The organism is Streptomyces sp. NPDC002513, assembly GCF_053595355.1.
The window spans coordinates 1-1,522 of the sequence record NZ_JBSFXK010000162.1 but is presented as its reverse complement, the minus strand read 5'-3'; the positions used below and the strand labels follow the sequence as shown (position 1 = coordinate 1,522).

Here is a 1,522-nt window from a genome sequence, read left to right as displayed (position 1 = left end):
AGCTTGAGATAAAACCTGCGACGGTCAGGGGACGGGGTGTTCGGTTCGCCGCTCTTCTGTTCGTTGACTGTCTTCGAGCAGGGCGTTGCCTACGTCGTAGACGGGGGCCTTCCGCTTGTTGCGGCGGCCGGGAGGGCGTCCCGGGCCGGGGCGAGAGGGTTTCGCGGGCTTTGTGAGAACAGGCAGTGACGTGCGGACTTGACGAAACCCCCGGCGTACGCGACCGGGAGTCATGCGTTCGACGGGCAGGGGGCGCTCCCATGGGCGCTTGAGGTCCTCGGCGAGGGGCCGGGCGAGGCGCAGTTGGGTGTACACGGCCATGACGAGAACGGTCCAGCGGTCGGCGGCGGCTGCCTCGCGCAGGCGGGGCCGGGTCCAGCCGAGGTGCTGTTTCCAGTAGCGGAAGGTGTGTTCAAGATCGAATCTGCGCAGGAAACACGACCAGATGGTGTCGGCGAGAGCGGCGTCGGTGTCGGTGCGTGACCACCACAGCCACAGGGGTTTCGGGTTGCCGCCGGAGGGCAGGCGCTCGACGTCCAGACGGATCACGGTGCCGGGCACGAGGGGCAGCTCCGGCTCGGGGTGATGAGCCCAGACGGTCTGCCGGTTGAGTTTGACGTGCAGACGCTTGAAGCACCGGACCCGCATGTGACCGTACTTGTCGAGATCATGCTCGGTCTCGTGCAGGGGATCTCCCCAGGTGTGCGGGGCGTGGAACTCGAATCTGCTGCCATGGCGTTGGGGCCGGCCGCCTTTGGGGCCCACACCGCCGTTCGCGGGTGGGTCGCGGTAGAGGACGCGGTCGCCACGCATGCGTACGCACACCTCTACCGGCAGGTCGGCGAGCTGGTGGGCGAGGTACGGGCCGTCGTATCCGCAGTCGGCCACGATCCGGATCGGCTCGTCGCCCTCGCGCCACCGTCCCAGGGCCACGAGCCTGGTGACGACCTCTCGCAGCTGGTGGGCGGTGCACTGCTGGACCTGATCGCCGGGGCGCAAGCGGCGTGCGTCGAGCGGAGCGGTCCAGGAGGTGGGTCCGCTGGACAGGGTGGCGATGATCGAGTAAGCCCAGCCGGGGATCATTTCGTGAGTGCCCTCGGCGCGTCCGTAGGTGTGGCAGAAGGTGCGCTGGTTGCTGGTGTTCGCGTCGGGGCGTGGCCAGGGGGTCACGTCGACGGCGAGCACGATGCCGCCGCCGGGACCGCGCGGCAGGTCACGCAGCGCGAAGGACCAGTACAGACGGTCGAAGTCGATCCGTCCGTTGTTCATGGCACGCTGTACGGAGCCGTGGGAGCGGGCGTGCTCGGGCACAAGGGTCAGCTCGGCGAGACTGCCCACAGGGCCCTCACTGCACAGCACGGCGTCGGTGATCTCGAAGAGCGCATCACCCCAGCGCGTGAGACAGGCACGCAAGTCGACACGGAACTCCTTGAGTTCACGCAGCGCCGCATGGCGGCCGCCACCATCGGGCACACTGGGGGCGACGGCTACGTCGCTCTTCGTTGGTGTCACAACCCGAGGA

At 68.2% G+C, this 1,522-nt stretch carries 1 protein-coding gene; it reads right to left on the bottom strand.

Going from position 1 to position 1,522, the window contains the following annotated elements:
• Positions 1–24: 24 nt before the first annotated feature.
• The gene (locus tag ACWD5Q_RS35490) at positions 25–1,473 is read right to left on the bottom strand and encodes an NF041680 family putative transposase (RefSeq protein WP_451431187.1); all 1,449 of its coding nucleotides are present in this window, start codon (positions 1,471–1,473) and stop codon (positions 25–27) included.
• Positions 1,474–1,522 lie beyond the last annotated feature (49 nt).